The sequence below is a fragment of the Streptomyces sp. NPDC057287 genome, from assembly GCF_042667905.1.
In the GTDB taxonomy this organism is placed as follows: Bacteria; Actinomycetota; Actinomycetes; order Streptomycetales; family Streptomycetaceae; genus Streptomyces.
In genome coordinates, this window is the sequence record NZ_JBHUYV010000006.1 from 61,304 (window position 1) to 83,439 (window position 22,136).

22 protein-coding genes are annotated in these 22,136 nt (G+C 71.3%); 6 read left to right on the forward strand and 16 right to left on the reverse strand.

The annotated features are described in order from the left end of the window. The first annotated feature begins 85 nt into the window (after nt 1-85). Together ACFUNE_RS13155 and ACFUNE_RS13160 are read left to right on the forward strand one after the other, a co-directional pair. A complete protein-coding gene (locus tag ACFUNE_RS13155; RefSeq protein WP_383565826.1) occupies nt 86-2,869 on the forward strand; it encodes a glycosyl hydrolase in 2,784 nt (927 codons plus the stop codon). Between the two features lie 284 nt (nt 2,870-3,153). Next, nucleotides 3,154-5,745, forward strand: a complete 2,592-nt coding sequence (locus ACFUNE_RS13160; protein WP_383565828.1) for a glycoside hydrolase family 9 protein — start codon at nt 3,154-3,156, stop codon at nt 5,743-5,745. A gap of 70 nt (nt 5,746-5,815) precedes the next feature. On the opposite strand, the gene ACFUNE_RS13165 is transcribed toward ACFUNE_RS13160, so the two are convergent. The 7 genes from ACFUNE_RS13165 to ACFUNE_RS13195 all read right to left on the reverse strand — a co-directional run bounded on the left by ACFUNE_RS13165 (nt 5,816) and on the right by ACFUNE_RS13195 (nt 11,924). Next, nucleotides 5,816-6,241: an ATP-binding protein gene (locus tag ACFUNE_RS13165; RefSeq protein WP_383565830.1), complete on the reverse strand. Its 426-nt coding sequence runs from the start codon at nt 6,239-6,241 to the stop codon at nt 5,816-5,818. Nucleotides 6,242-6,436: 195 nt separating this feature from the next. Continuing rightward, the gene (locus tag ACFUNE_RS13170; RefSeq protein ID WP_383565832.1) at nt 6,437-7,267 is read right to left on the reverse strand and encodes an anti-sigma factor domain-containing protein; all 831 of its coding nucleotides are present in this window, start codon (nt 7,265-7,267) and stop codon (nt 6,437-6,439) included. After that, complete coding sequence (gene sigK / locus ACFUNE_RS13175) at nt 7,264-7,818, reverse strand: ECF RNA polymerase sigma factor SigK (protein ID WP_383565834.1); 555 nt, start codon at nt 7,816-7,818, stop codon at nt 7,264-7,266. Before sigK ends, ACFUNE_RS13170 begins: the two co-directional genes overlap by 4 nt. 79 nt (nt 7,819-7,897) lie before the next feature. Then, nucleotides 7,898-8,797 carry a hypothetical protein gene (locus tag ACFUNE_RS13180; RefSeq protein WP_383565836.1) on the reverse strand — a complete coding sequence of 300 codons (900 nt, stop codon included), beginning with the start codon at nt 8,795-8,797 and terminating at the stop codon, nt 7,898-7,900. Between the two features lie 274 nt (nt 8,798-9,071). Then, a complete protein-coding gene (locus ACFUNE_RS13185) occupies nt 9,072-9,986 on the reverse strand; it encodes an RNA polymerase sigma-70 factor (protein WP_383565838.1) in 915 nt (304 codons plus the stop codon). Then, a complete protein-coding gene (locus tag ACFUNE_RS13190; protein WP_383565840.1) occupies nt 9,983-11,185 on the reverse strand; it encodes an NAD(P)/FAD-dependent oxidoreductase in 1,203 nt (400 codons plus the stop codon). Before ACFUNE_RS13190 ends, ACFUNE_RS13185 begins: the two co-directional genes overlap by 4 nt. An 85-nt stretch (nt 11,186-11,270) precedes the next feature. Then, the gene (locus ACFUNE_RS13195; protein WP_383565842.1) at nt 11,271-11,924 is read right to left on the reverse strand and encodes a TetR/AcrR family transcriptional regulator; all 654 of its coding nucleotides are present in this window, start codon (nt 11,922-11,924) and stop codon (nt 11,271-11,273) included. A gap of 59 nt (nt 11,925-11,983) precedes the next feature. Here ACFUNE_RS13195 and ACFUNE_RS13200 point away from each other — a divergent pair, with 59 nt between their 5' ends. Further along, entirely contained in the window at nt 11,984-12,937 is a 954-nt protein-coding gene (locus ACFUNE_RS13200) for an NAD(P)-dependent alcohol dehydrogenase (RefSeq protein ID WP_383565844.1), read from the forward strand. Nucleotides 12,938-12,955: 18 nt separating this feature from the next. Here ACFUNE_RS13200 and ACFUNE_RS13205 read toward each other — a convergent pair whose 3' ends face one another. From ACFUNE_RS13205 to ACFUNE_RS13215, 3 genes are all read right to left on the reverse strand, one after another. Continuing rightward, the gene (locus ACFUNE_RS13205) at nt 12,956-13,696 is read right to left on the reverse strand and encodes a DUF6193 family natural product biosynthesis protein (RefSeq protein ID WP_383565846.1); all 741 of its coding nucleotides are present in this window, start codon (nt 13,694-13,696) and stop codon (nt 12,956-12,958) included. Nucleotides 13,697-14,011: 315 nt separating this feature from the next. Beyond that, nucleotides 14,012-14,278 carry a DUF397 domain-containing protein gene (locus tag ACFUNE_RS13210; RefSeq protein WP_383565848.1) on the reverse strand — a complete coding sequence of 89 codons (267 nt, stop codon included), beginning with the start codon at nt 14,276-14,278 and terminating at the stop codon, nt 14,012-14,014. Further along, entirely contained in the window at nt 14,259-15,101 is an 843-nt protein-coding gene (locus tag ACFUNE_RS13215) for a Scr1 family TA system antitoxin-like transcriptional regulator (RefSeq protein ID WP_383565850.1), read from the reverse strand. The genes ACFUNE_RS13210 and ACFUNE_RS13215 overlap by 20 nt, the downstream gene beginning before the upstream one ends. A gap of 102 nt (nt 15,102-15,203) precedes the next feature. Here ACFUNE_RS13215 and ACFUNE_RS13220 point away from each other — a divergent pair, with 102 nt between their 5' ends. After that, nucleotides 15,204-15,458, forward strand: a complete 255-nt coding sequence (locus ACFUNE_RS13220) for a hypothetical protein (RefSeq protein WP_383565852.1) — start codon at nt 15,204-15,206, stop codon at nt 15,456-15,458. Next, the gene (locus ACFUNE_RS13225; protein ID WP_383565854.1) at nt 15,448-15,681 is read left to right on the forward strand and encodes a hypothetical protein; all 234 of its coding nucleotides are present in this window, start codon (nt 15,448-15,450) and stop codon (nt 15,679-15,681) included. The genes ACFUNE_RS13220 and ACFUNE_RS13225 overlap by 11 nt, the downstream gene beginning before the upstream one ends. Here the strand turns inward: ACFUNE_RS13225 and ACFUNE_RS13230 are convergent. Continuing rightward, complete coding sequence (locus tag ACFUNE_RS13230; RefSeq protein ID WP_383565856.1) at nt 15,656-16,681, reverse strand: hypothetical protein; 1,026 nt, start codon at nt 16,679-16,681, stop codon at nt 15,656-15,658. The two genes, ACFUNE_RS13225 and ACFUNE_RS13230, sit on opposite strands and share 26 nt — an antisense overlap. Before the next feature lie 232 nt (nt 16,682-16,913). Here ACFUNE_RS13230 and ACFUNE_RS13235 point away from each other — a divergent pair, with 232 nt between their 5' ends. Next, entirely contained in the window at nt 16,914-17,519 is a 606-nt protein-coding gene (locus tag ACFUNE_RS13235) for a Uma2 family endonuclease (RefSeq protein ID WP_383565858.1), read from the forward strand. 66 nt (nt 17,520-17,585) lie between these two features. Here ACFUNE_RS13235 and ACFUNE_RS13240 read toward each other — a convergent pair whose 3' ends face one another. The 5 genes from ACFUNE_RS13240 to ACFUNE_RS13260 form a co-directional block, all read right to left on the reverse strand. Further along, complete coding sequence (locus ACFUNE_RS13240) at nt 17,586-17,939, reverse strand: PRC-barrel domain containing protein (RefSeq protein ID WP_383565860.1); 354 nt, start codon at nt 17,937-17,939, stop codon at nt 17,586-17,588. Nucleotides 17,940-18,131: 192 nt separating this feature from the next. Beyond that, entirely contained in the window at nt 18,132-18,299 is a 168-nt protein-coding gene (locus ACFUNE_RS13245; RefSeq protein ID WP_383565862.1) for a DUF5670 family protein, read from the reverse strand. A 224-nt stretch (nt 18,300-18,523) separates the two neighbouring features. Further along, nucleotides 18,524-20,059 carry a PTS transporter subunit EIIC gene (locus tag ACFUNE_RS13250; protein WP_383565864.1) on the reverse strand — a complete coding sequence of 512 codons (1,536 nt, stop codon included), beginning with the start codon at nt 20,057-20,059 and terminating at the stop codon, nt 18,524-18,526. A gap of 35 nt (nt 20,060-20,094) precedes the next feature. Further along, nucleotides 20,095-21,057 carry an N-acetylmuramic acid 6-phosphate etherase gene (murQ, locus tag ACFUNE_RS13255; protein WP_383565866.1) on the reverse strand — a complete coding sequence of 321 codons (963 nt, stop codon included), beginning with the start codon at nt 21,055-21,057 and terminating at the stop codon, nt 20,095-20,097. Between the two features lie 76 nt (nt 21,058-21,133). After that, entirely contained in the window at nt 21,134-22,051 is a 918-nt protein-coding gene (locus ACFUNE_RS13260) for a MurR/RpiR family transcriptional regulator (protein WP_383565868.1), read from the reverse strand. Nucleotides 22,052-22,136 lie beyond the last annotated feature (85 nt).

Consider the following 22,136-nt stretch of genomic DNA (forward strand, 5'->3'; position numbering starts at 1 on the left):
GACCCCGGGTTTCAAAAGTTTTACGTTCCTTGGCACCTGAGAGCGCTCTCAAAGCTCTCCACCCCCCTTGACGAGGTGCTGCCCCATGCAAGCCTCCCTCTCCAGACCCGCAGCCGCAGCGGTCCTGGCCATCGCCCTGGCCGCCGTAGGCCTGGGCCCTGCCGCGTCCCCGGCGGCAGCCGCCACCATCCCCGCGGGTTCCGGCAGCTATACCGACAGCCGCCCCGCCGGTACCTCCGGTCCCACCACCAACACCGGTGCTCCCGTCACGCCCAAGCTCACGGCGGCGGCCAAGGACAAGCCGGTCCCGACCAACGACTGGTGGTCCTCACTCGCCTACCAGCGTTACGGCGACAACCCGTACTCCACCCCGATGTACGGGCACCCGCTGACCTATCAGGCGACCTCCGGCGGACTGGAGGTCGGCTACCCGACCGCGCCCGCGATCGTCGGGGGCGGCCGCCAGTACGAGTACCCGCACAAGGCGGACCTCACCGTCGGCCTCAGCGGTCTGAACTCACCGGACACCAAGGCCGACGACTGGTCCGACTGGACGGTCACCCCCTACTGGTCGGACGGCACCCGCACCCTGCGCACGACCATCGGTCACGGCATGCCCTTCGTGTACGCCAAGGGCTCCGGCGGCGACGCCCGCATCACCACGGCCGGCACCCCCACCGTCTTCGCGGACAACGGCAACGTCCTCGGCATCACGGTCGCCGGTCACCACTACGCCCTCTTCGCTCCGACCGGCAGCGACTGGAACGTCTCCGGCACGGCGATCACCGCCGGGCTCGGCGGCAAGGACTACTTCTCGCTCGCCGTGCTGCCGTCCACGGACGCGCTCGCGACCTACCGGAAGTACGCCTTCAGCTTCGTCACCGGCTCCAAGGTGGCCTGGGAGTCCACCGGCGGCACGGTCAGGGCGACCTACAGCCTGACCACGGAGGCCAAGGAGGGCACCGAACGCGGCACGCTCCAGGCGCTGTACCGCCACCAGTGGCTGCACACCTCCGACGCGCTCACGCCGTACACGTACGTCTCCCCGCGCGGCACCATGAAGGTCCGGGAGTCCGCGTCCTTCACCACCAGCCAGAAGAACCAGGGCGTCCTGCCCGCCCTGCCCGCGTCCAGCGGGGTCGACAAGGCGCGGCTGACCGGCTATCTGAACGAGGTGGCGAACGCCTCCGACCCGTTCTCCGGGGCCGCCGACACCTACTGGACCGGCAAGGCGCTCGGCCGCCTCGCGCAGCTGGTGCCCGTCGCCGACCAGATCGGCCAGACGGCCATCCGGGACAAGCTCCTCGGCCTGATGAAGGGCCGGCTCCAGGAGTGGTTCACGGCGGGCGGCGCGTCCGAGTTCAGCTACGACAAGAGCTGGAAGACGCTCACCGGCTACCCCGCCTCCTACGGCAGTGACACCGAGCTCAACGACCACCACTTCCACTACAGCTACTACGTGTACGCGGCGGCGGTCGTCGCCCAGTACGACCAGGCGTGGGCGGCCGACTCCGCCTGGGGCACCATGGTCAAGACCCTGGTGCGGGACACCGCCAACCCCAGCCGCACGGACACCGCGTACCCCTTCCTGCGCGGGTTCGACGTGTACGCGGGCCACAGCTGGGCCTCCGGGCACCAGGGCTTCGCGGCGGGCAACAACCAGGAGTCCTCGTCGGAGTCCGTCAACCTCAGTGCGGGGCTCGTCCTGTGGGGTGCGGCGACGGGTGACACCGGGCTGCGCGACCTCGGCAGCTACCTGCTGACCACCGAGTCGGAGGCGATCACGCAGTACTGGTTCGACGCCGACCAGCAGGTCTTCCCGGGCTCCTTCGGGCACGACACGGTCGGCATGGTGTGGGGGAGCGGCGGCGCGTACTCCACCTGGTGGACCGCGAACCCGGAGGAGATCCACGGCATCAACGTCCTCCCGGTCACCGGTGGTTCCCTGCACCTGGCCCGTGAGAAGGCCGCCATCAAGCGGAACATCGCCGAGATGGAGCGGGAGAACGGCGGCCCGGCCGTCGAGTGGCGGGACCTCCTGTGGGAGTTCGAGTCGCTGGCCGATCCGGCGGCTGCCAAGGCCAAGTGGGACGCTGGCAACGGGGGTTACACCCCGGAGCAGGGTGAGTCGAAGGCGCACACGTACCACTGGGTCACCACGCTCGACAGTCTGGGCGCGCCCGACCTGACGGTCAGCGGGAACATCCCGACGTCCGCCGTCTTCGCCAAGAACGGCGTCCGCACCTACGCCGCCCACAACTACGACTCCACCGCCCGCACCGTCACCTTCTCCGACGGCAGGACGCTCTCCGTCCCGGCCCGTTCCACGGCCACCGGCACGGGCGCCGGTGGTGGCGAGGACCCCGATCCCGAGGAGCCCGGTCCGTCCACCGGCAACACCTTCCGGCTGAAGTCCGGCGGCACCCTCACGACCGCCACGGACGGCGCGGCGGGAGCGGACACGCTGGCCTCGGCGGACGGCGTCAACCGGGACGGCACGCCGTACAAGCCGACGGTCTACGAGGTCAAGAAGGTCGACGGGACACTCGCGGCGGGCGCGTCCACCGCGTTCCGCCTCAGGGTCGACGCGGGCACGAAGGTCGGGCTGGCCCCGCAGGTCAGGGTCAGTTACGACCTCACCGGTGACGGCACCTTCGACCGGACCGAGACCTACCGCTACTTCGCCACCGACCCGGTCACCGGGTGGGAGGAGTACACCCAGGCGGTGGGCACCTCGGCGGTGACCGGCAGCCTGGGCAACCTCAAGGGCGGAACGGTCCGCCTGGAGATCTGGAACGCGCTGGGCAACGGCACGTCCCAGGTGCAGACCGGCACGGACGCGGCGGTCGTGAAGATCCCGTTCGTCTAGATCCCGGTCTTCCGGGCCCTTCCGTCCGGGTCGGGCCGGATCGCGTGGTTCCCGCGATCCCGGTCCGGCCCGGACGGTTCTCACCACGGTCCCGCCGCCCCGATCTCTGTCATGACCCTGGCGGAACATGCGCTCCACCCTTCACACTGCTGATGGGAGCGCTCCCATCACGTGAGTCGCGCTGCCACCGCCTCCGTCGACGAAAGGCCTTCCCGGTGAAAGCCTCACCACCCCCCGCACGGCCCACGCGCGTCCGCCCCCGGCACGGGCGGCGCGCGTTCGGGATGTCAGCCGCCGCGTTACTCTTCGCGGCGGCCCTGGCCGCGCCCGGTACGGCGCTGGCCGACGACGCCGAACCCGGCCCCGAGCAGATCACCAACGGCGATTTCGCCGCCGGCACCGCGCCCTGGTGGTGGACGGCGAACCTGTCGCCGGCCGCCCCGGACGGCCGGCTGTGCGCGGAGGTGCCCGCCGGTACGGCCAACGCCTGGGACGCCATCGTCGGGCAGAACGACATCCCGATCGTCGCGGGCGAGAGCTACGAGCTGTCCTACACGGCCAGTTCGACCGTGCCCCTGACCGTCCAGACGCGGGTCCAGGAGGCGGACGCCCCCTACACGACGGTGCTCGCCACCGCGGACCCGGTGGGCACGGGAGCCACGCGGGTGACGCAGGCGTTCACGGCCTCGGTGGACCAGCCCGCCGCGTCGGTGCAGCTGCAGATCGGCGGCGGTGAGCGGGCGACGACCTTCTGTCTGGACGACGTGACGCTGCGCGGCGGGGCCGAACCGCCCGTCTACGTACCGGACACCGGGTCGCCCGTCCGCGTCAACCAGGTCGGGTACCTGCCCCGCGGCCCCAAGAGCGGCACGCTCGTCACCGACGCCGACGCGCCGTTGGCGTGGACGGTGAAGGCCGGGGACGGATCGACGGCCGCCACCGGCAGGACCGTCCCGAAGGGCGAGGACCCCACCTCGCGCCAGCGGGTCCACACCTTCGACTTCGGCGGCCTCACCACGGCGGGCGACGGCTACACCGTGGAGGTCGACGGCGAGGTCAGCGAGCCGTTCTCGATCCGCGGCGACCTGTACGACGGGCTGCGCTCCGACGCGCTGGCGTACTTCTACCACAACCGCAGCGGCACCCCGATCGAGGCGGACCTCGTCGGTGAGGAGTACGCGCGCCCGGCCGGGCACATCGGTGTGGCGCCCAACAAGGGCGACACGGACGTCCCCTGCCAGCCGGGTGTCTGCGACTACCGGCTGGACGTGTCGGGCGGGTGGTACGACGCGGGCGACCACGGCAAGTACGTGGTCAACGGCGGCATCTCGGTGGCCCAGCTGATGTCGACGTACGAGCGCACCCTGACCGCCCCGGACGCCGAGTCGGCAGAGCTCGGCGACGGTCAGCTGCGGGTGCCCGAGCGCGACAACGGGGTGCCGGACATCCTGGACGAGGCGCGCTGGGAGATGGACTTCCTCATCAAGATGCAGGTCCCGGCCGGCGAGCCGCTGGCGGGGATGGTGCATCACAAGATGCACGACGCCCAGTGGACCGGGCTGCCGATGAAGCCCCATCTGGACCCCGAGCAACGCGAGTTGCACCCGCCGTCGACCGCCGCCACGCTGAACCTGGCTGCCGCGGCCGCCCAGTGCGCCCGGCTCTACGCACCCTTCGACAAGGCCTTCGCGGACCACTGCCTGCGGGCCGGCGAGACCGCGTGGGCAGCGGCGAAGCAGCACCCGGACGTCCTCGCCGACCCGAACGACGGCACCGGCGGCGGCGCGTACAGCGACAACGACGTCTCGGACGAGTTCTACTGGGCCGCCGCCGAGCTGTTCACCACGACGGGCAAGGACGCCTACCTCCAGGCGGTGCTCTCCTCCGCCCTGCACGGTGACGTGGACAAGGTCTTCCCGGCGGGTGGCGGCATCTCCTGGGGCGCCACCGCAGGGCTCGGCGCGCTCACCCTGGCCACCGTGCCCTCCGGCCTGACCTCCGGCCAGCTGACCGAGGTGCGCTCCGTGGTGACCGAGGGCGCCGACCGCTATGCCGCGCAGTCCCGTGAGCAGGCGTACGGGCTGCCGTACGCGCCGAGCGGCGGGGACTACGTCTGGGGCTCCAACAGCCAGGTGCTCAACAACATGGTGGTCCTGGCCACGGCCCACGACCTGACCGGCGATGCCGCCTACCAGGACGCCGTGCTGCGGGGCGCCGACTACCTCCTCGGCCGCAACGCCCTCAACCAGTCCTACGTCACCGGCTACGGGGAGCGGGACTCCCACAACCAGCACCACCGCTTCTGGGCCCACCAGAACGATCCCGCGCTCCCCAACCCTGCGCCCGGCTCGATCGCGGGCGGGCCCAACCTCACCGCGATCGCCTCCGGCGACCCGGTGGCGGCGGCGAAGCTGAGCGGCTGCGCCCCGGCCATGTGCTACATCGACGACATCGGCTCCTGGTCGACGAACGAGATCACCGTCAACTGGAACGCGCCGCTCGCCTTCATCGCCTCCTACCTGGACGACGCGGGCGAGGGCGGGACGGCGGCACCGGCCCGCACCTGCCGGGTCGCGTACTCCTCGCACCCGTGGAACAGCGGCTCGACCGTGACGGTCCGCGTCGAGAACACCGGTTCGGAGCCGGTATCGCCGTGGTCGCTCACCTGGCTGCTCCACGGTGACCAGCGGCTGAGCCACACGTGGAGTGCGGAGTTCGACCAGGATGGCCGCACGGTCAGTGCGAAGCCGCTGTCGTGGAACCGGACCCTGGCACCGGGGAAGGCGGTCGACTTCGGCTTCAACCTCGCGGTCACGGGCCCGGCGCCCGACCCGGGGTCCTTCAAGCTGAACGGCAGGGCCTGCGCCTCGGGCTGATCCGGACGTACGTGTCGCACGAGCTCGCGCCCGGCGCCCCGCGAAGGGGTACCGGGCGCGAGCCCGTGGGTCACGCCGTACCGAAGGCCGCGTGCACGCACTTCCCGTCCGACAGTGCCTCGGTGAAGACCCGGGCGCCCAGGTCCTCGGCGATGTGCAGGCCCATGCCGCCGGTTCCGTCGCTCAGGTCCGGTGCGCGCGGAGCCGGCCGCACGCACGAGCAGTCGGTCACGGCGATGTCCAGGGCGCCTGCGGTGGTCGTCAGCGTCAGGGTGCTCGGCCCGGACGCGTGCCGGACGGCGTTCGTGACCAGTTCGGAGACGATCAGGAGGAAGTCGTCGCAGCGGTCCTGAGCGAGCGAGGGCCATGACCAGTGGAGGAATCCGGCCGTCGCACGGCGGGCGTGCGACGGCGCTTCCGGCCCGGACGGCAGGGGGATCGAGAGCTTTCCCGCCGTGAGGGGCGGCCTGGTGGGCGAGGGCGGCGGTGCGGTCATGGTGGTCATGGTGTCGTCCCGAGGAGGGCGCGGCGCCGCTGGTGGGCGCCGCAGGGTGGGGGGCCCGGGATCACCGGGTCTGCCGTCCGGGGTTCCGATGGTGGGAACGGCCTTGCACAAGGGATTCGGAGACACCGGGCGGAAGGTTTGGGGTGAATCACAAGAAATCGGAGAGGTGTGCACGGCGTTGTCGGGTCAGGCCGTCAGCGGGACCGCGCCGAGAGGGACGGTGGTGGGCTGCGGGGAGCCCCCGTCGGGTTCCACGGACAGGGCGACCGCCGTGGCGTTGTCCAGCGTCCCTTCCAGCAGTGTCACCCGGCGCCCCGGGTCCCCGCTGAGCAGTCCGGCCGGCACGGGCGTCCCGTCCTCCATGAACCACGCCGCGTACGTCCGCCCGGCGGGGAGTGCGGGAAGGCCGGAGACGGCGAGCGTCGCCGAGCCCTCGCTCCGGGAGAAGGTGACGGACGCCGTGGCGCCGTCACTGAGCACCTGGGTCTGGAGACGGACGTCGGACGCGGTGAGCACCTTCGTCACGTTCTTCTGCTCCGCCTCGGTCTGACGGGCCTGTGCCTCCACCTCGTGGGCCCGCGCCTCCACCCGGTCGGCGTGGTCCTTGGCGTCCGAGGCCTCCTGGTGCTGCCATCCGGCGAGGCCCAGGCAGACGAGAGCGGCGGCCACCGAAGCGGCGAGGGCCAGGATCAGGGACCGGGCGGGTCCGCGCCGCGTGGGTGCCTTCGCGGTCGCGTGCGGACCGGACTCCCGGGCGTGCGGAGGGGGTTCCTGGGCATGCGGACGGGGTTCCTGCGGTGTGTCGGCCACCTTGCGCAGGACCTGGTCCCGCAGGGACTCCGGCGGGTGCTCGGCCGTCATCTGTCCCAGGAGCGCCGTGGTGGCCCGCAGCTCGGCCACTTCCTCCTGGCACTGTCCGCACTCCGCGAGGTGCGCCTCGAAGGCCCGGCGCTCCTCCTCGGGCAGGGCGTGCAGGACGTAGGCGCCCGAGGACTCGTGCGGGTCCGTGGCGCTCACGCTTTCGCTCCCAGGCAGCGGCGGAGCCGGATGAGGCCGTCCCGAAGGCGCGTCTTGACGGTCCCCAGCGGCAGGGACAGGGAGTGGGCGATCTCCTTGTAGGTGTGTCCCCCGTAGTAGGCGAGGACGACGGCCTCGCGCTGGATGTCGGTGAGCCCGCGCACGCAGCTGCGCACCCGCTGCCACTCCATGTGGGTCTCCACCTGCTCGGTCACGTCGTCGAAGGGGGTGTCCTCGCTGAGTCTGGCCGCCCTCTGCTCGCGGTCCTGGCTCGCCTGCGCCGCCCGCACCCGGTCGACGGCGCGACGGTGGGCCAGGGTCATGATCCACGTCATCGCGCTGCCGCGGTCGGGCCTGAACCGCCCGGACGTGCGCCACACCTCCAGCAGAACCTCCTGGGTGACCTCCTCCGACTGGGCGGAGTCCCGCAGGATCCGGCGCACCAGCCCCATGACGGGGCCCGCCGTCACGTCGTAGACCCCGGCGAAGGCTTCCCGGTCGCCCTCGGCGGCCGAGACCATGAGCTGATCCAAGTCAGGAGCGGTGGCCACCCGCCGAATATAGGCACCGGACCACGGGCCGGGCCTCTTGTGCGCACCCGAACAGTCAGTACCGGCGGGTAGGGGGTGTTCAGGCGGTGGGAGTCATCCGCCGCGCCCGGGCGGTTCGCTCGGTCCGGGGGACGAGGCCCGCCCTGACCTGCGCGATCCGGTCCCGCACCCCGTCGGTGGGTACGGCGCCGGGCGGTCCCCCGGGCGCGGGGGCGGCTTCGCCCCGGCAGGTCGCGCACAGTCCGTCCGTCAGCGCTTCGGGGCTGCCCGGCGCGCGGCACTCGCCGCATTCCAGGGCGAGCAGCACCGCCCGCCGCTCCGGTGCGGGCCGGTGGGGCGGCAGCTTGTCGGCCAGCCGCCTGCGGACGAGCGAGGGCGCGTGGTGGACCGGCACCGGCAGCCCCTGCGTGAGGGCGTGCAGCAGCTCCGCCTCCGTGGCGCCCCGCTCGAACCACTCGCTCGCCTGCGGTTCCAGGGCGGCGCACTCCGCCGCCGAGAGGCTCAGCGCCGGTGCCGTGCGGCCCAGGGCGGCCAGCAGGACGAACGCCCGCGAACGGGTGGGCGGCTGCGGGGTCTCGCGCGGGGCGTCGCCCCGGATGAACGCCGCCCACCAGTCGTCGTCGCGCGCGGTCCGGGAGAAGAACGTCCGCGTCACCCAGAGCATGACCTCGTCGGTGGCGACACACTCGCTGCCCCGGCGCAGGTGTCCGGCTGCCTGGAGCCTGTTGAGCGCGGTGCGCAGGGCGCACTGCCCGTACGGGAGGACCCTGGCGAGGGTCTTCACGGAGATGTCGGAGCCGTCGGGGAGCCGGTCGACGTACGACGCGATGGCGGCCTCACGGGGCGGCAGATGCGAGAAGTCGCACTCATGGCGGGGGCGTTGGTCCGGCGCGGAGCGCTTGCCGTAACCGGGGTTCGCCATGGGGTGCGGGGCTGCCTGCGAGGCGTAGGGGGCAGCATTAAGCTGAGTGACAGCCATTTAGTTCGCCTGTTTCGATCTGAGTGGTCAGACCCCTGTCCGGTGTTCCTGCACCGACGGGGGTCGTTCTGTGCCAGTCCGCACGCTAGAGCGTCGCCACGATGCGTGGCAAGTCGGTCACGAAAAGTGAACTCTTCGAGGTGAGGGCGGCCATGGGGAGGGTGGGTGGGCGGGAAAAGGTCCTCCTCCCATTCCTCTGAAAGAGCGCTCGGACTCCAGGACTTGAGCCCCGGGTGCTGCTGCCGATGAGCCCTCCGCCGTGCTCGGGGGGTGCTCAGTGGGTGCGGACCGGGTGTGGCGCCCGCGTGCCGACGGCTCCCAGTTTGTCGGGGTTGGCGACGTTGTGGATGGCGGAGATCCGTCCCTCGGCGTCGAAGTCGAAGGTGACCGTGGCGAGCACGCGGTCCGGCGCGCTGAGCACCATGCCCGGCCCGCCGTTGATCTCGGTCATCTCGGCGCGCATGTCGGCCGGTTCGACGCCCTGGTAGGGGACCGTCCCCATGGCCGCGAACCACGAGGCCACCGTGGTGGCGCCCACGACCGGACGCAGGGCTTGGCGGACCTTGCCGCCGCCGTCGGTCCACAGGGTGACGTCCGGCGACAGCAGCTCCATCAGGGAGTTCATGTCGCCGCCCGCCGCTGCCGTGAAGAACCGTTCCGTCGCCTCGCGTCGGTGCGTACGGTCCGCCGTGAAGCGTGGCCGCCGGGCACGTACGTGCTCGCGGGCGCGGTGCGCGGCCTGCCGCACGGCCGCCTCGGACCGTTCCACGGCCTCCGCGATCTCGGCGTGGCTGAAACCGAAGGCCTCCTTCAGTACGAACACGGCGCGCTCCAGCGGGCTCAGCGTCTCCAGCACCACCAGAAGCGCCATCGACACGGACTCCGCCTCCAGGGCGGTCTCGGCGGCGTCCCCGCCGGTGAGGATGGGCTCGGGGAGCCACGGCCCCACATAGACCTCACGCTGGTGGCGGGTCGACCGGAGGCGGTCCATCGCCAGGTTCGACACGATCCGCACCAGGTACGCCTTGGGGTCGGTCACCTGTGAGCGGTCGGCAGCGGACCATTTGATCCAGGCGTCCTGCACCGCGTCCTCCGCATCGACGGCGGTGCCGAGGAGGCGGTAGGCCACGGAGAAGAGCAGGCTGCGGTATTGCTGGAACACCTGCTGGTCGGCGTCCGTCCCGGTCATCGTGCCGCCCGGAGCCGGGTGAAGCGTCCGCCGCGGGGCCAGAACGCTCCTGAGGCGGGCATCTTCTTCATGCGGCCGTAGGTCGGCCAGGGGGAGGCGGTCACGGCTTCCTTATACCGGGCCGCCGCACGGCCTGTCAGGCAGATCCGCCGGGGGCTGTCGTCGGGCCGGGTGAACTGCACGACCGCATCGTTCCTGCCCAGGCTCACCGGCGTGTGGTAGTAGCCGAACCGGAACGGCTTGGGCCGCTTGCCCCGCAGCGTGCGGACGATCGACACCGCGGCGTGCACCCCGGTCGGCATCCCGCTCTGGCAGGTGCCGTGCAGGACGCCGTAGCCCTGACGGACGGCTGCCGCGTCGCCCACGGCGTACACGTCGGGGTGCGACTCCGACCGCAGCGTGGCGTCGGTGAGGACGCGGCCGCGCTCGTCCGCCCGCAGGCCGGCCTCGGCCGCCAGTGGTGACACCCGGGTCCCGCCCGTCCACAGGACGACCTCGGCGGCGATGCTCTCCCCGCCCGCCAGCTCGACGGAGCCGGGCAGCACCTTCGCGACCTCCTCGCCGCTGCGCACCCGCACGCCCAGCCGGTCGAGCGCGGACCGCAGGTGGGTCCGGGCCCTGGGGTTCATCGACGCGCCGGGTTCCTGACGCCCCACCAGTACGACGTCCAGGTGCGGGTGCCGTTCGGCGATCTCGGCGGCCGACTCGACGCCCGTCAGTCCGCTGCCCGCGACGACCACCGTGCCGCTCCCGAGCCGGGCCAGCCGGTCGGCCATCGACCGCGCCTCCTCAGGGCCGTTCAGGGCGTACGCGTAGTCCTCGACGCCCGGCACCGCCGCCGTGTCGGCCACGCTGCCCAGCCCGTACACCAGCGTGTCGTAGTGCAGGACCCGCTCGTCGTCGATCCGCACGGCCTTCGCGGCCGCGTCCACCGCCGTCACCCAGCCGCGCACGAACCGGGCGCCCGTGCCCTCCAGCACTTCGGGGATGCTCAGCTCGGCGAGCTCCTGACCCGTCGCCGTCATGTGCAGCCGAAGCCGCTCGGTGAAGCTGTCCTGGGCGTTCACGAGGGTGACGGTCAGCCCTTCCTGCCGCCCGGCCCTGGCCGCCAGCTGGACGGCCGCCGCCATGCCCGCGTACCCGGCGCCCAGGACGACGACGTGGTGGGTGGACGTCCGGTCGGTCTCACGTGTGTTCATCGCTTCCGCCTTCTTCCGCTTCCTGATGACACCCACGAGACGGAAGTTCTCCGGCGATCTGTGACACGGCCAAAAGTGACCTGCGTCACAGATGCGGCTGGGTGGGGATCCGGTCGAGTCCCAGGGGCGCGGGAGGCGGCAGCGGGGCGGTCGCCCCGGCGTGGAAGGACTGGAGGAGGTAGGCGACCAGGCGCCGGGACGCGGCGGGAGCGTCGTCGCCCGCCCCGGCGGTGGCGCCGCAGTTGGCCAGCATCAGCAGCGTGATGTCCCGCACGTCGAAGTCCGCCCGCAGCCGCCCGCTCTCCTTGGCCCTCCGGACCAGCAGGGCCAGGCCCTCCTCCGCACGGGCGCGCTCCTCGGTGAATTCGGCGTGCTCGGGGAACTGGGAGAGGAACGCCTGTGTGAAGCCCCGCTCGCTCGCCTGCATCAGGGCGACCTTCTCGACGACGGAGCAGAAGCCGTGCCACGGGTCCGGGTCCGCGAGGCCTTCGTCGAGGACGGCGACGCAGTGGGCGAGCTGCTCGGCGAACGCCTCGGACACCAGTGCGGCGCGCGTCGGGAAGCGCCGGTAGAGCGTGGCGACCCCGACCCTCGCGCGCCGGGCGATCGCCGCCATGGGGACGTCGATGCCCTGCGCGGCGAACGCCTCCCGGGCGGCTTCGAGAATCCGCTCCCTGTTCTCGCGCGCGTCGGCCCGCAGGCCGTCACGGGACGGTTTGTGAGACGTCTGATCAGGCATGTTTCTCACTTCGAGCCAAGTGGAGGGGTGCATCCGTTTACCCGCCTAGCCTGGCAGACATGAACGACATGCGCGCGGCCCTCTACGACCGCTACGGCCCTCCCGAGGTGCTCTACGTGGGCAGGGTCCCGGTCCCGTCCCTCCGGCCCGGACAGGTGCTGGTCCGTGTCCACGCGGCGAGCGTCAACGGCGGTGAGCTGTACGGGCGGGCCGGCCGCGTCCGGCTGGTGACCGGCCGGAAGTTCCCGCTCCGCACAGGGCTCGACTTCGCCGGCGAGGTCGCCGAGGTGGACCCAGCGATCACCGGGCTCAAGCCGGGCGACCGGGTGTGGGGCGTCCTGCCCCGGACCTTCGGGAGCGCGGCCGAATACGTGGCGGTCCGCCCCCGGAACCTCTCGTACGCCCCCGAGAACATCGGCCTCGTCGAAGCCGCCTCCCTGCCGGTCGGCACGACGGCCCTCACCGCCCTGAAGGCCAAGGCGGACCTCAAGGCGGGCGAGCGCCTGCTCGTGCGCGGCGCCAGTGGGGGAGTCGGCAGCATCGCGGTTCAGCTCGGCAAGGCCCTGGGCGCTCATGTCACGGCCCTCGCCGGCACGAAGAACCTCGACTTCGTGCGGGAGTTGGGCGCCGACGAAGCCCACAGCTACGCCACCACCGGCCCGTCCGACCTCGGCCGCTTCGATGTCGTCCTGGACACCGTCGGCACCGAGCACCGGGCCTTCCGGAAGCTCCTGGCACCCGGCGGACGCATGGTCTCCATCTCCTTCGACATCGACCACATCGCCGCGAGCCTCGGCTACCTGCTGGCCTCGACGGTCCACGGCCGGGGGCGCGTCCGGTTCTTCAGCGGCAATCCACAGCACGATCTTCTCGCCGAGCTGGCCCGGTACGTGGAGAGCGGGGCGATCCGCCCGGTGGTGGACACGGTCCACCCCCTGGCCGACATCGCCGCCGCGCACCGGGCGCTGGAGGCGGGCGGGGTGCGTGGCAAGCACGTGATCCAGGTGGTGTGAGCCGGGAGCCCCGCTTGTTCAGACCGCGCCGGACATGACAGGGCCGAGGCCGCGCGGCAGGTGACGCACGGCCGTTGCCACCGCATCCTCGGCCGTGGTCGTCTCGGCAAGGACCTCGCCCATGTACTGGGCGCTGACGGTGTAGCGGTCCTCCCGGTATGCCGCAGCCAGGCAGACCGCAACGTCGCCGGCCAGCCGGGGGCGGGTGGTCGTCGCGAAACGCAGCGTCCAGTGGCTCGTGTACGGGTAGACGGCCCGCAGAGCCGGCTCGGCATACGCCGCCTCGACGAGGGCGACGTACGAGGGCCAGTCCGCCTCCCTCGCCTCTGTGCGCAGCTGCTGCCACTCGGACTCCGTCAGTTCCACCGGATCGTGATCGGGTACGTCGTGACGGCCGGTCAGGTGCACGAAGGGCGCGGCCCGCTGAATCTCGGCCGGCTCCGCCCCGCCGTGCCAGGCCTGCGCGGCTCGGACGACCTGGACGAGATCCTGCGTGTCCCCGTCGACGAGCGCCAGGCCCTGGAACGACTCGCACCCCCGGATCGACCAGCGCCGCTCGGCCCCCCAGGCCGTGATGTCCAACGGCGTCCTGTGTGGGACCGGGCTGGCGACCGAGGCACGGCGCACCGGGTCGTGTTCCGAGACCGTGAACAGGACGGAGAGGCCCTCCTCGGCCGCGACGGCCCGGAGAGCCGCGCCGAGGCTGCCTGCGGCCGCGATATCGGAGTACGAGGGTGCTGGATCAGCGGGTATCGCCATAGGACGCGATTCTGCCGCAGTCGCGGTTCTGCGGGCGGTGTTCGCTGTACGAGCGCGGTCAGGCCCTCGCCGTCCGAGCCGAGCGCGCCGCTCACGCGGTGTCTGCCGGGCGGGCAGCGTCGACCCGACGCGGGCCCGGTCCACCCGGCCGTGGTGTGCCTTCGCGTTCCAGTGGGCGCTGGATCAGGGACTCGACGTAGGCGGACATGCCTCGCTTGCCGGTGCGCGCCTTGAGCGCGGCAACGGTGCCCTCATGGAGCGAGACGGACACCGGACGGACCGGGCCTTCGCCGGGTGTCCGGGATTTGGCCATGGCTACGAGTGCTTGAGGTCCGCGATGAAGGCCGCCCAGGCACCGGTCCGGAACATGAGCGCCGGGCCGTCGGTGACCTTGGAGTCGCGGACGGGGACGACTTCGGGGAGGTTGTCGGCGACTTCAAGGCAGTCGCCTCCGCTTGCGCCGCTGTACGAGGACTTGCGCCAGGTGGCGACCTCCAGGCAGTTGCCGCCGTCGCCGCCGCTGTAGGAGGACTTGTGCCAGGTTGCCGTGGACAGGTCGTAATCAGGGGTGCTGATCTTCATGGGCTTCATCCTCCGCCACGGAGTGAATCAGGGCCAGGGACGAGTCGGGCGACAGAGCACCGGCCGCCAGCAGATCGTAAGTCAGCTCGTATCGCGCGACGCTCGCAGGATCGTCCTGCAACCGCCCCATCCCCAGACCGTCCACGTAGGCGAGGGGTGGTGCGTCAGGGAACGACATGAGCTTCAGGCTGCCGTCCAAGGCGGCATGCGCCCCCGCCGAGAACGGCAGCACCTGCGCGATGATTCGGTGCTGTCGGACCAGCCCGGTCACATGCCGGAGTGCCTCCGCCATGACTCCGGGCCCGCCGACCCGTCGGCGGAGGACCGCTTCGTCCAGCACGACCCACAACAGAGGCGTCGTTGGATCGGTCAGCAGTTGTGCCCGCTCCAACCGCGCTGCCACCAACTCGTCGATCACGTCCTCGGTGGCCGTCGGCTGGTACGCCCGGAACACCGCCCGCGCGTACGCCTCGGTCTGGAGCAGGCCAGGGATGAGCAGGGGCGCGTACTCCCGGATCGTCGTCGCCAGACGCTCCGCCTCCGCCGCCTCCGCGAAGTGGTCCGGGTACTTGGACTTCTTCAGGGCCGCGCAGTTCCGTACGAAGAACCCGTCCGTGCCCAGCACTTCGTCCAGCTTCTGGGCCTGGTCGAGCTGCATACGCCTCGTGCCGGCCTCCAGTTGGCCGATGAAGGAGCCGCTGACGAACAGCGGTGCCCCCAGGTCCTCCTGCGACAGGCCTGCGGCCTCCCTCCGATGCCGGAGTTCCGCGCCGAGGAGGGCACGGGGTGAGGAGGAAGGGTCGAGCTTCTTCGGTCCGGGCAAGGCGACTCCCAGTGGACATGTGTGGGTGTTGGAACTGCGCCTCTTCCACGGTAGCGACGAATTGGCCACGCTGAGTAGGCATAGCCACTACTCAGCGTGGAAATGGGGAAGATCATGATGACGGCTACGGAACGGCGCAATGAGGCAGCGGGCAGAGTGCGGGCTGCGGAGGACGCGGTGGCGCGGCTGCGGGTCGGGCTCGCAGGGGTCGGCGTGAAGCTGCCGTCGCTGCGGGTCGACCTGGCGTCGTGCGCGAGGAACGAGCCCATGCCGCTCGTCGACCTGGGCCGGTGCTCGGTCGAGACCGTGCTGCGGCTGAGCGCGCTGCTCGAAGCGAAGTCCGCTCATGACTGTTGAAGGACTGGAGCCGTGCACGCCGAAGCCCGGGACGTTCGCCGTGGACGGCCGGGACGGCCGGGTGGGCCGGGTGATGGGCCACGTCGGGCCGTACGTGCAACTGCGTCCGCCGGGCGGTGGCCCGGAGTGGGACTGTCCGCCGGACGCGATCCTGCCTGCCGCACCGGGGCTCGTGCTCCGGGCGCGGGTGACGGAGATCAACCGTGAGGGTCGGCTGCCGTGAGGGCGTCGTCCCGGGGCTGTGCGAGCCGCTGTCGGAGTATCGCGAGGGCGGTGTGCGCCGGTGGAAGGGCCAGGGCGCCGGTGAGCAGCAGGGCGACGGCGATCGGGACGAGGAGCCCGGCGACGTACGCGGCGTAGGTGTTGTCCGGGCCCCAGTCCAGGAAGAGGGAGACCGTGCCGGAGCGCAGGGGCCGTGCGGCGAGGTGGAGCAGGACGTACAGGGCCACCGTGAGCCCGCCCAGAGGGAGCGCGAAGGCCACGGTCCGGAACCAGGCGGAGGCCCGGCCCCAGGTCAGCAACCAGGAGCGGCGCAGCGCGGCCAGGGGCGGGAGGCCTTCTGAGGCGGCCACGGCCGGGGCCAGGGTCCAGCCGAGCCGGAGCACCAGGGCGCCCGCCACGCCCAGCAGGGGCGGGCCGTAGCGCAGCACCTCGAACAGGTTGGGGTACTCCCACTTCGGGACGATCGCGGTGTGCTCCCTGAACGTGGTGGTCGTGAAGTACTCCTCCACCAGGACCCCGAGCACCACCGGAGCCCACACGCACACGCCACGCAGCACGTACACGCCCAGGACCGCACGGAAGCGGCCGAGTCCCGCGCCGGTGGCACGGGCGGCCGCGGTCTGGATGGCGGCGCATCCCAGATGCAGCAGGAGGATCAGGACCGGCAGGCAGGCGAGCAGGATGAGCCACATGGTGTTCACGCGGCTGCCGTCGGGGGCGTAGGAGTCCTCGTCGATACGGGCCTGCTCCGCACCCAGGCGTATCCCGGTGAACTCGGGCCAGGCGGCGAGGAAGCCCACGACGGTCAGCAACAGGCCGCCCAGGGAGATCAGGCCCGCGACAAGGGCCGCCCGGCCGTACAGGCGGCGACCGTCATGGCGTACGACGGCGAGCACGGTGCGGACGATGCCGCGTTGCGGTCCCTGCGCCGTCTCCGCCCGCCGCTCCCCGCCCGGGGCGGCCCCATCTGAGCTGCCACCACCCGCCTGGCCGTTCGTCATGTCCACCGCCTCTCCGTCCAAGGGGCGCTGCTCCGCCATCGAAGATCAACGTCATGGAAGAGGGATGCGGGAGAACGGGTGGTTGGTTCCTCGCCCAGGACGAGCGTGAGGGACACCTGCGGCGAGGTCGCTGCGAGCGTCACACGTTCGTGGGACGCTGATGAGAGCGGCGGACCGCCGCGAACACGTCGATCTGCGCTCCTGCGTACGGCCACAGAAGGAGGGACCTGCGATGACCGCTGCGATGGTCGAAAGTGATCAGGGCTCCGAGGGCCGCCCGTGGGAGTACCTGCTGCGGACGTGGCAGGAACTGGACGTGCCCGAGGGGTGGCGCGCAGAGATCGACGAAGGGCAGATCGTCTTGGTACCGCCGCCCCATGCTCACCACAACGGCATCGCCGAAGTGGTGCAGCGCGTCCTCTACAGGGGCCTCCGCGACGAGTTGGGGATCTACCAGACGCTCGGTGTGCACGTCGTGCCCCTGGACAAGCTGTACGTCCCGGATCTCGTCGTGATGCCCACAGAGCTGATCGCGTCCGCCGACCCGGAGTCCAGCGACCCGCTGGACGCGGCGGAGGCCCTGCTGATCGTCGAGATCACCTCGAAGGGCAACGCCCGGGAGGACAGGACGAAGAAGTACCGCGCCTACGCGCGGGCCGGGGTCCCCATGTACCTGCTGTTGGACAGGTTCGACACCCGGGGGGCGATGGCGACGCTGTTCACCGAGCCCAACGAGGACGGGACGTACAAGCACAGCGAGGTTGTGCCCTTCGGGAAGCCGCTCCCGCTGCCCGACCCCTTCGACGTCACCCTGCTCACGGCCGACTTCCCGGTGTGAACAGCGGGGCCGGCTCCGTGATGGGAGCCGGCCCCGCCTCTGATCAGGGTGCGCTGTGCGCCGGGGTCACATGATGCGGTAGCTGTCGTAGTAGCCGCCGACCTGGGCGTGATAGCCCGGGTCACCCGCATGCTTGTGCTTGTCGAACTCCGGGGAGTCCTTGATCTGGTCCTTGGTCAGGTCGACGAATATCTTCTTGTGCTCGGTGTCGATGCCCTTGACCGTGCCGGCCGGCAGGAGCACGTCCTTGCCGAAGATCCAGACTCCGGTGTCGACGACCAGGTAGGCGGAGCCCACCTCGTCGGAGTGCTTGTCGACCTTGCCGATGCTGCCGTCCGTCGCCTCGACCGAGAATCCGGTCAGGTCGGCGCCCGCGGTGTGACCGCTCGTGGGCTTATAGCCCCACAGGTTGTCGCTCATTACTGGCTCCTTCCTCGACGGTTCGTTCGACGCGGCCAATCCCCTCGTGATGAGGGTGAGTGCCGCTCAGTTATTCGACTGCCCGGGTATTTCCGGTCCATGCCCGGAGCATTCCGGGAACGCGCGGAGAAACGCGGGTGGCGCAGGACCCGAAGGTCCTGCGCCACCCGCGTCCGTGCTGGTTCAGGCCGTCTACCAGCGGTACCAACGGCCACGCTTACCGCCGGTGTTCGACCGGGCGAAGAATCCGACCAGCCAGATCACCAGGACGATAACGGCGATCCACCACAGTGCCTTGAGTGCGAAACCGGCACCGAAAAGGATCAGGGCGAGCAGAAGAACAAGAAGCAGGGGAACCATTGTTATCAACCTCCGAGACATCTGGTGCCCATCAATCAATGGCCTACACACACGTGTTCGTGAGGAAAAAATCTCGCGTGCTTCGTGTGCGTTCGTGGCGGTCCGGCACCCCGCTCGCCCGTCCGGCCGTGTCCACGGGCTCGGTGGTTCGGCGTCCTGGCCACGCATGACGACGGCAGCCCCGCACGGTGCGTGCGGGGCTGCCGTCGTCGGAGGGCGTCAGGTCAGACGCCCGCCGGTTCCTTCGCCGGGGCGTCGCCGGAGCCCGAGTCCGAGCCCGGGCCGGACGCCGTGGCCGGGCCGGTGGCGGCGACCGTGGAGGGTGCCTGCTCCTGGGAGACGTTGAACTCCGCCAGCAGCGCCTTGCTGAAGCCGAAGAAGTACGTGGCGACGAAGCCCGCGACGTAGCCGACGAGCAGACCGCCCGCGTAGATCGCGATCGTGGAGCCGAGGCCGTGGTTGCCGTCGAGCAGCGGGAACAGGGCCCAGCCGGACGGGCCGATGGCCGTCGAGCCGACGGAGTCGCCGAGCTGGTTGAACAGGCCCACGAAGCCGCCGCCGAACGCGCCGCCCACACAGGCCGTGATGAACGGGCGGCCCAGCGGGAGCGAGACGCCGTAGATCAGGGGCTCGCCGACGCCCAGGAGGCCCGCGGGCATGGCGGACCTGATGGTCTTGCGGATCGACTCGTTGCGGGGGAGGCGGAGGTAGACCGCGGCCGCGGCGCCGACCTGGCCCGCTCCGGCCATCGCGAGGATCGGGAGCAGGACCGTGAAGCCCTGCTGCTCGATCAGGGTCGTGTGGATCGGGATCAGGGCCTGGTGCAGGCCCAGCATCACCAGGGGCAGGAAGAAGCCGCCGAGCAGGAAGCCCGCGCCCGCGCCGCCCGTGGACAGCAGCCAGTCGGCGAACGTACCGATGGCGGAGGAGACCTCACCGGCCACGTACATCAGCCCGAAGATCGTGACGAGGCCCGAGATCAGGACGGTCAGCGTCGGGGTGACCAGGACGTCCAGCGCCTCCGGCACCCAGCGGCGGCACCACTTCTCGACGTACACCGCGAGGACCGCCGCACCGAGGGCGCCGAGGACGCCGCCCTGTCCGGGGGCGAGGGTCTGGCCGAAGGCGTCGATGTTCGCGACGCCCGGGAAGACGATGATCGCCGCGACCGCACCGCCGAGGATCGGCGTGCCGCCGAACTCCTTCGCCGTGTTGTAGCCGACGAAGACCGCGATCAGGGCCATGAAACCGGAGGCCATCGCCGCCAGCGCGGGGGTGACCGAGGGCAGCCAGCCGAGGTTCACCAGCAGGCCGTTGAGGCCGGCGATGATGCCGCAGCCGATCAGGGCGGGGATCAGGGGGACGAAGATGTTCGCGATCTTGCGCAGGAACAGCTTGAACGGGGTGGCGTTCTTCGCCTTCTGCTGTGCCTTGAGGGCGGCGCCCTTGTCGGCGAGCTCCTCGGCGGTGGGGACGGGCGCGGGCGTGCCGGACGCCTTGCCCTCCTCGACCAGCCGCTCGAACTCCGGGGTGACCCGGGCGACGGTGCCCGGGCCGAGGACGATCTGGTAGGTGTCGTCCTCGACCACGCCCATGACGGCGGGGACCGCCTTGAGGGCCTCGTCGTCGACGAGGGAACGGTCGTGCAGGCCCAGCCGGAGCCGGGTCATGCAGTGGACGATCGAGCTGACGTTCGCAGCGCCACCGACGAGCGGCAGGATCGCGGCGGCAGTGGCGCGGTTCTTGTCTTCAGTAGCCATGGTGCGTGGTGCCTTGCTGTGCGGGGAGTGGAGCGTCAGGTGGTTCGGACGGCCGCGAGGGCGGCGCGGAGGTGGCCTCGGGAATCGGCCAGGAGCGTGGCGGCGGTGGGTCCGTCGACCTCGCCGAGGATGGTGAGGATGGCGTCCTTCACCTCGCCGCCGGTGGCGGCGAGTGCCGCCTCGATCTCCTGGTCGGAGGCGCCGGTGGCGAGGGAGACGATCCGGCGGGAGCGGGCGCGCAGCTTCTCGTTGGAAGCGCGTACGTCGACCATGAGGTTCCCGTACGTCTTGCCGAGCCGGATCATCGTGATCGTCGAGAGCATGTTGAGGACGAGCTTCTGCGCCGTGCCCGCCTTGAGGCGGGTGGAGCCGGTGAGCAGCTCGGGGCCGACGACGATCTCCAGGCCGTGTTCGGCCGCCGCCGCCAGCGCGGAGTCGGCGTTGCAGGAGAGGCCGAGGGTGAGCGCGCCCTTCGCACGGGCGTGCTCGACGGCTCCGATCGCGTACGGGGTGCGGCCGGAGGCCGAGATCCCGACGACGGTGTCGTCGGCGGTGAGGCCCAGCCCGTCCAGATCGGCGGCGGCCAGCTCCTTGCTGTCCTCGGCGCCCTCCACCGCCTTGACCATGGCGGAGGGGCCGCCCGCGATCAGGCCGATGACCTCGGACGGGTCGGTGTTGAAGGTGGGCGGGCACTCGCTGGCGTCGAGCACACCCAGGCGGCCCGCCGTTCCGGCGCCCGCGTAGATCAGCCGGCCGCCGCGCGCCATGCGTTCGGCGGTGGCGTCGATCGCGGCCGCGATCTGCGGGAGCTTCTCCGCCACGGCGGCGGGGACGGTGGTGTCCTCGCCGTTCATGATGCGGGCGATCTCCTGCGTCGGCAGCTGGTCGATCTCGGCGAGCTCCGGCCGGAACGCCTCGGTGGTGAGGGTGGCCAGCTGGGCGCGCAGTTCGCCGTAGCCGCCGGGGGTGGCGGCGTCGGCGTCGGTGGTGGAGGTCATGGACAGCGGCTCTGCTTTCTCGTTCTCGTACGGTTCTGCGGGTGCGGGTGCGGGTGCGGGTGCGGGTGCGGCCGGGTCAGCGGCTGCGCGGGGTGTGGCGGTGGGCGAGCGCCTCGTAGGACGCGGACAGCGCGGGCGCGGCCGTCTCGTACGTCCGCTGGGCGACGCCTATGAAGAGACAGTCGACGACGAGGAGCTGACTCGTGCGGCTCGACATGGCGGCCGGCCGCAGCTCGCTCTCCCGGGCGGTGGACGTGGTCAGCACGTGGTCGGCGTACTGCGAGACCGGTCCGTCGGGACGGCCGGTGATCGCGATCGTCGTCGCGCCGCGGTCGAAGGCGACCCGGAGCGGCTCGATGACGTCACCCGTGGATCCGGAGTGCGTGATCGCGATGGCCACGTCGCCGGAGCGGAGCTGCACCGCGTTGGTCACGGCGAGGTGCGGGTCCATGTGGGCGTGCGCTATCAGGCCGATCCGGAGCAGCTTCTGGGCGAGGTCCTGCCCTACGAGCGAGGACGCGCCGACGCCGTAGACGTCGATGCGGCGCGCGGTCGCGGCTGCGGCCACGGCGGCCCCGAGCTGCACCGTGTCGAGACCGGCGGCGGTGTCGGCGAGGGTCTGCTGCTCGTCGTAGGCGAGCTTCGTGACGACGTCCGCGATGGGGTCGTCGACCGCGATGTCGGCGGTGACGGCGGGAGCACGGCCCGACTGCTGGTGCGCGGCGAGGCCGGCCAGCGCGAGCCGGAGGTCCCGGTAGCCCGGGTAGCCGAGGAGGCGGGCGGTGCGGACGACCGTCGCCTCGCTGGTGCCGGTGAGCTCGGCGAGACCGGTGACGGTGAGGGCCGCACATCCGGCAGGGTCCCCCGCGACCGCTTCCGCGACCCGCTGCATGGAGCGGGTCATGGACGGAGCGAGGGTCCGCACCTTGGCCGCGAGCGCCGCCGGGGCGGGCGGCGAGTCCCGGTTGAAACTTTCCTTCACATCATTGGTCACAGTTGAAAGATATTTTCAGGGCAGGGGTCCGTCAACCCCTCTTTGGTCCCTACCTCTGAAGGATCAAGGTCGGCCGCGCCGGCGG